At 66.4% G+C, this 5527-nt stretch carries 9 protein-coding genes; 3 read left to right on the forward strand and 6 right to left on the reverse strand.

Annotation, left to right across the window (positions count from 1 at the left end; genetic code table 11):
* Together A3728_RS09905 and A3728_RS09910 are read right to left on the reverse strand one after the other, a co-directional pair.
* The coding region (locus tag A3728_RS09905; RefSeq protein ID WP_067922841.1) for a hypothetical protein at window positions 1-398 on the reverse strand (398 nt) is incomplete at its 3' end.
* A 22-nt stretch (window positions 399-420) separates the two neighbouring features.
* Window positions 421-1623, reverse strand: a complete 1203-nt coding sequence (locus tag A3728_RS09910; RefSeq protein ID WP_067922842.1) for a pyridoxal phosphate-dependent aminotransferase — start codon at window positions 1621-1623, stop codon at window positions 421-423.
* Between the two features lie 90 nt (window positions 1624-1713).
* Between A3728_RS09910 and A3728_RS09915 the strand changes: the two genes are divergently transcribed.
* The 3 genes from A3728_RS09915 (at window position 1714) to A3728_RS09925 (ending at window position 2990) form a co-directional block, all read left to right on the forward strand.
* Complete coding sequence (locus A3728_RS09915; protein ID WP_067922844.1) at window positions 1714-2112, forward strand: helix-turn-helix domain-containing protein; 399 nt, start codon at window positions 1714-1716, stop codon at window positions 2110-2112.
* Window positions 2105-2365 (forward strand): succinate dehydrogenase assembly factor 2, encoded by a 261-nt coding sequence (locus A3728_RS09920; RefSeq protein ID WP_067922845.1) that lies wholly within the window; start codon window positions 2105-2107, stop codon window positions 2363-2365. The genes A3728_RS09915 and A3728_RS09920 overlap by 8 nt, the downstream gene beginning before the upstream one ends.
* Before the next feature lie 124 nt (window positions 2366-2489).
* Complete coding sequence (locus tag A3728_RS09925; RefSeq protein WP_067922847.1) at window positions 2490-2990, forward strand: MarR family winged helix-turn-helix transcriptional regulator; 501 nt, start codon at window positions 2490-2492, stop codon at window positions 2988-2990.
* Here A3728_RS09925 and A3728_RS09930 read toward each other — a convergent pair.
* From A3728_RS09930 to A3728_RS09945, 4 genes are all read right to left on the reverse strand, one after another.
* Complete coding sequence (locus tag A3728_RS09930; protein ID WP_443069073.1) at window positions 2984-3730, reverse strand: DUF1194 domain-containing protein; 747 nt, start codon at window positions 3728-3730, stop codon at window positions 2984-2986. The two genes, A3728_RS09925 and A3728_RS09930, sit on opposite strands and share 7 nt — an antisense overlap.
* Window positions 3727-4485: a DUF1194 domain-containing protein gene (locus A3728_RS09935; protein ID WP_082851071.1), complete on the reverse strand. Its 759-nt coding sequence runs from the start codon at window positions 4483-4485 to the stop codon at window positions 3727-3729. Before A3728_RS09935 ends, A3728_RS09930 begins: the two co-directional genes overlap by 4 nt.
* Window positions 4452-4886 (reverse strand): VOC family protein, encoded by a 435-nt coding sequence (locus A3728_RS09940; protein ID WP_067922854.1) that lies wholly within the window; start codon window positions 4884-4886, stop codon window positions 4452-4454. Before A3728_RS09940 ends, A3728_RS09935 begins: the two co-directional genes overlap by 34 nt.
* Window positions 4887-4980: 94 nt before the next feature.
* Window positions 4981-5527: surface lipoprotein assembly modifier (locus A3728_RS09945; RefSeq protein ID WP_150120721.1), on the reverse strand; the 547-nt coding region annotated here is incomplete at its 5' end.

Below are 5527 nucleotides of genomic sequence, written 5' to 3' on the forward strand. Positions count from 1 at the left end.
TCTTTCAACACCCTGTCGGCCTTCTTGCGCACCAGCGTGCTGCGCAAATCGTGCATCGCCAGCAGCAGATCGTTGGTCACCGCGTCGAGCTGTTCGTCGGTGGCCTTCGACTGCACCCATTGCGTGGTCAGGTTCAGGTAATCCACAGCGCGGTGAATGTCGTCGATGTCGCGCAGGGCCAGCAGGCGAGCGCGTTCTTCCATCCAGCCCCGGATCCGGTCCAGATCGGCGTCCGACAGGGTGCGCTCGCCGTGGGGCTTGATCTCGCCGTTGCGGATGTTGACCACGGCGATCTGGTCCATCTCGATCCGGCGGTTGCGGTTCTCGGTATCCACGCGGAAGACGGCGGCGCCGTTCTCGCGCACGCGGAAATAATATTCCGGCAGTTCCCCCGCCATCAGCCCGGTCCCCGCCGCCGGGTCACGTGAGACCCGCGCAGAAGTTCTGGATACGGGCGCAGGCTTCCTTCAGCACATCGTCCGAGGTGGCGTAGCTGACGCGGAAGTTGGGCGATACGCCAAAGGCCGCGCCGAAGACGACGGCAACGCCGGTCTCCTCCAGCAAGGCGGTGGCAAAGGCTTGATCGTCGGTGATCTCGGCACCGCCCTTTGAGGTCTTGCCGATCAACCCCGCGATGGAGGGATAGACATAGAACGCCCCCTCGGGCTTTGGGCAGGTCACGCCCTCGATCTCGTTCAGCATCGCGACCACGAGGTCCCGGCGGCGCGCGAACATCTCGTTGTTGGGGGCGATGTAATCCTGCGGCCCGCTCAGCGCCTCGACCGCCGCCCACTGGCTGATGGTGCAGGGGTTGGATGTGCTCTGGGACTGGATCTTGCGCATCGCGCCGATCAGCTTTTCCGGCCCCGCGGCATAGCCGATGCGCCAGCCGGTCATGGCATGGGCCTTGGAGACACCGTTGACCGTCAGCGTTCGGTCATAGAGCGCCGGCTCCACTTCAGCCGGGGTGCAGAAGGTGAAATCGTCGTAGGCGAGGTGTTCGTACATATCGTCCGACATGACCCAGACATGCGGATGGCGCATCAGCACATCCGTCAGCGCCTTCAGCTCGTCGCGGGTATATCCCGCGCCGGTGGGGTTGGACGGCGAGTTGAAGATGAACCACTTGGTGCGCGGCGTGATCGCGGCCTCCAGCGCCTCGGGCGACAGTTTGAAATCGGTCTCGAGCGTGGCGGGCGCGATGACGGGCTCGCCCCCGGCCAGCAGCACCATGTCGGGATAGCTGACCCAGTAGGGCGCGGGGATCACGACCTCCTCGCCGGGGTTCAGCGTGGCCATCAGCGCGTTGTAGAGCACCTGTTTGCCCCCCGTGCCGACGCTGACCTGCGCCGGGGTGTAGCTCAGCCCGTTGTCCCGGCGGAACTTGTCGCAGATGGCCTGCTTCAGCTCCGGAATGCCGTCGACGGCGGTATATTTCGTCTTGCCCGCCCGGATCGCGGCGATGCCCGCTTCCTTGATGTTGTCGGGCGTGTCGAAGTCCGGCTCCCCCGCGCCGAGGCCGATGACATCGCGCCCCGCCGCCTTGAGTTCGGCGGCCTTCGTCGTCACCGCGATCGTGGGGGACGGTTTGACGCGGTCAAGTGTCGCGGAGAGCAGTTCCATTTCGGCCTCTGGTTCGGTAAAGATGCGAGCCTACTCATAGGGGGGGCGCATGGCCCGATCAAGCGCCAACCCCACAGAAGGAGAAGTGCGATGAACGACGAGATTGACTGGTACGGCCCCGACGCCGCGACATTCGGCGACAGGGTTTCCGCCGCGAGAGAGCAGGCGGGCCTGAGCCAGGCGGAACTCGCCCGTCGCCTCGGCGTGCGCCAGAGCACGCTGCGCGGATGGGAAGACGACCATTCCGAACCGCGCGCGAACCGCCTGTCCATGCTGGCCGGTCTGCTCAATGTCTCGATGATGTGGCTGATCAACGGCGAGGGCGAAGGCATCGGCGCCCCCGAAGACCGTCAGAGCATGCCCGAGGACATCAACGACATCCTGACCGAGATGCGCAGCCTGCGCAGCGACTTGCTGAAGCGGGCCGAAAACCTCGGCCGTCTGGAAAAGCGCCTGCGCCGCGCCCTGAGCGATCAGGTCCATGGCTGAAACGCGGCCCGACCGCGTCAAGCGGCTGCGCATGCGCTCCATGCGGCGCGGCATAAAAGAGATGGACCTGATCCTGTCGGCCTATGCGGAGGCGCGGCTGGCCGGGATGGACGACGCGGGCCTCGATGGCTACGACGCGCTGCTGGAAGAAAACGACCACGATCTCTACCAGTGGGTCAGCGGGCAGGCGGCGCCGCCCGCCCGCCACGCCGCGCTGATCGGCGACATCCGCGCAGGGCTGCCCGGCGGTTGACGCATACGCCGTCGCGCCCCCTCGTGCGACGGTTAAGCCCCGGGCCGCGATGCCCGGCGCGTTTAACGAAATATTCCGATTTGACGCGCAGGTTGGCTCCAGCCAGTCAACGTCGGAGAACGGAATGAGTATACAGGACCATATCGCGCCGCCCGGCCAGCCAGGGGATTTCATGGTCGGCTATCTGGAAGCGCTTTCGCTGGTGGAACGCCTGCACCGGCTGCTGCTGGATGTCATCAAGGATGAATTCGAGCGTGTCGGCGTGTTGGAGATCAACGCCGTTCAGGCGCTGCTGCTGTTCAATATCGGCGACAACGAGGTGACGGCGGGCGAACTCAAGAGCCGCGGCTATTATCAGGGCAGCAACGTCAGCTACAACCTCAAGAAGCTGGTGGAAATGGGCTATATGCATCACGAACGCTGCGCGATCGACCGCCGCTCCGTGCGGGTGCGGCTGACGGTGCGCGGGCGCGCGATCCGCGATCTCGTCTCCAACCTCTTTGCCCGCCACGCGGAAGGGCTGGAAAGCAACGGCATGTTCGGGCGCGACGGGATCACGGATATCGCCCATGCGCTCAAACGGATGGAACGCTACTGGTCCGACCAGATCCGCTACATCTACTGAGGCGCGGCATCCAGCCGGGACAGGACGATCCCGTCAAGCTCGCGCAGCAGCTTTTCGGCAAGGGCGCGGGCGTAATCCTCGAACCCCAGCGCGGTATGCACGAAGGCCCCAGGGCCAAGGATGACTTCGGCGCGGAAATAGGATGAAAGCTCCGCGATTTCCGCCTGCCTGATGTCACCCGTGGCCGGGTTGTCCACCCCGATGGCGAGCGCGTTGATGGTCACATTCCCCGCCGCGACCAACGCGTCCTTCACGTCACGCGGGCGGGGGCCGAAGTTGGATTTGCCGTCACCCGACAGATCGAGCGTGCGGCGCCAGCAATCATTCTGCGTGGCCAGCAGGGCCGCCCCCCGCGTCATCGCCACCCCCAACGCGGTGCCGGGGCTGGCCTCGCGCCGCCGTGTCGCCCGCAGGGTCTCGATGGCGGCATCCAGCGCGGGGGCGGTATCGATCGCCGTCCAGGGCAGAATGATGGCCTGATCCTCCGACCCGCTCCATTCATAGACCAGCAGCCGCACCGGGGTCTCCGGCATCGACAGCAGCGCCTGCCGCACCCGGGGGTCGGACAGCGCATCCGCCACCCCGTGGATCTGCAGCCGGTATTCCCGCGCATCGACCGACCCCGACACATCGAGCCCCAGCGCCAGCGCCTGACGGCAGGCGGATGCGGCAGCCCCCGGTGCCAGACCGGCCCAGAGCGCGAGCATCGCGCAGGCCGCAGGCCCCGCCCGGCCTGTCATCCGGCGGAGCCGCCCGCGCGGGGCAGGGGCAGCGCACCGATGGCGGGCGGCGTCACTTCGCGCACCAGCTTGGCGTGCATGGCGCGTTCATAATCGTCAAACCCGTCGGCAATCTGCAAAAAGGCCCCCGGCCCGTGCAGCACTTCGGCGCGGTAAAAGGCAATCAGCCCCACTTCGCCTTCGTAGTCGGCGGCATTGACCACCAGACCGTTCACCGTGACATCCCCAAAAGCGAACTCCCGGTAGGCCGCCGCCGGGCCGAAGCCTTCGTTGTTCTGCCCGTCGCCCGCCATGTCCAGCGTCTTGCGCAGGCAGCGCGGCGCCTGTTCCAGCAGTTTCGCGCCATAGCCCAGCGCGTATCCCATGGCGGTGGGAAAATCGTTGTGGCTGCGTTTGCTGGCAGCGACCGTTTCGGCGGCGGAAACCAGTGCGGCGGGGCTGTCGATCATCGTCCAGTCCAGCACCACCGCCTGATTGTAGCGCCCCGACCATTCATAGACCGACAGCGCGACCGGCTGGTCGGCGGCGAAAAAGGCATCCACCACCTCGGGCGCCGTCAGGGCGGCGACTATACCGCCGCGTTGCAGCGCGTCCTCCTGCGCGTCGACCGAGCTTGACACATCCAGCGCCAGAAGCAGCGCCAGACGGCATTCGGCCGCCGCCAGCGGCGAGGCCGCCGCCAGCAGCGCCGCCCCCGCAAGGGCCGGGGCGACGAGACGCCTTACCAAGAGCCGGTGTTCTCCATGCTGGCCCATGGCTCTTTCGGCTCCTGCGCATCGCCTTCCTGCAGCAGTTCGACAGAGATATTGTCGGGCGAGCGGACAAAGGCCATGCGCCCGTCCCGCGGGGGGCGGTTGATGGTGACGCCGTTGTCCTGCAGCATCGCGCACATGGCGTAGATGTCGTCGACGGTATAGGCCAGATGGCCGAAATGCCGGCTGTCGTCGGGCAGGGCATCGTCCCCGTCCCAGTTGTAGGTCAGTTCGACATCCGCGTGGCCGTCGTCCTGCCCGGGGGGGCACATGAAGACCAGGGTGAAGCGCCCCTGCTCGTTCTCGATCCGGCGGCGTTCCTTCAGGCCCAGCAATTCGTAGAAGGCCTTGGATTTCTCCAGATCCTTCACCCGGACCATGGTGTGCAGATATTTGATGGGCATGCCGTTCCTTTCGATTTTCCTTTGGCCGAACCTAGCACGTGGCCCGTATGATACCAGCGCATCGCGCGAAATTGACGGCCCCCGCGCCCCCCCCTCAAAAGGCGGAGCGGATGCCCAGCCCCACGCCGAACCGGCGCGTGTCGTAAAGGCCGATGTTGCTGTCCGTGCGCGATGCGCTCACCGTCAGGGCGGGGTTGAAACCGTAGTAGTCGATGCCCCGGAAGGTGGCCGTCGCATCGGCGAAGACCCGTCTGTCCTGCCGACCCGTGGGGCTGTGGGGCGACACGTCGTAATCGCGCAGCGCCACCCCCAGCCCCAGTGTCACCTCCGCCCCCATCATGGTCTCGCCAAGGTCGACCCCGCCGCGCGCCTCGACCTCGCGGTATTCGGCCTGCCCGCTGTCCGAAATGGTCTGCCGTGCCGACAGCCCGCCAAAGACGGTGCGCCCGCTCTCCAACCGCTCGCTCAGCCGCAGGGCGGCGGCCAGCGTATCGACATCCACGGTCGCTTGCCCCATCTGCTTCTCCGCATCCACCGCAAAGGAAAGCTGCCGCCGCGGGGTGATCTTCATGCTCTGCGCGGCCCCCAGCCGCAGGAAGGACGCATAGCGCGCGCCCGCGTACCAGCTTTGCCCCAGTTCG

Source organism: Sulfitobacter sp. HI0040 (assembly GCF_001634885.1).
Taxonomy (GTDB): domain Bacteria; phylum Pseudomonadota; class Alphaproteobacteria; order Rhodobacterales; family Rhodobacteraceae; genus Sulfitobacter.

Excerpts from the sequence above, each read along its gene's own strand:
- A3728_RS09910 (WP_067922842.1), bottom strand. The coding sequence starts at position 1,623 with ATGGAACTGCTCTCCGCGACACTTGACCGCGTCAAACCGTCCCCCACG.
- A3728_RS09915 (WP_067922844.1), top strand. The coding sequence starts at position 1,714 with ATGAACGACGAGATTGACTGGTACGGCCCCGACGCCGCGACATTCGGC.
- A3728_RS09920 (WP_067922845.1), top strand. The coding sequence starts at position 2,105 with ATGGCTGAAACGCGGCCCGACCGCGTCAAGCGGCTGCGCATGCGCTCC.
- A3728_RS09925 (WP_067922847.1), top strand. The coding sequence starts at position 2,490 with ATGAGTATACAGGACCATATCGCGCCGCCCGGCCAGCCAGGGGATTTC.
- A3728_RS09930 (WP_443069073.1), bottom strand. The coding sequence starts at position 3,730 with ATGACAGGCCGGGCGGGGCCTGCGGCCTGCGCGATGCTCGCGCTCTGG.
- A3728_RS09935 (WP_082851071.1), bottom strand. The coding sequence starts at position 4,485 with ATGGGCCAGCATGGAGAACACCGGCTCTTGGTAAGGCGTCTCGTCGCC.
- A3728_RS09940 (WP_067922854.1), bottom strand. The coding sequence starts at position 4,886 with ATGCCCATCAAATATCTGCACACCATGGTCCGGGTGAAGGATCTGGAG.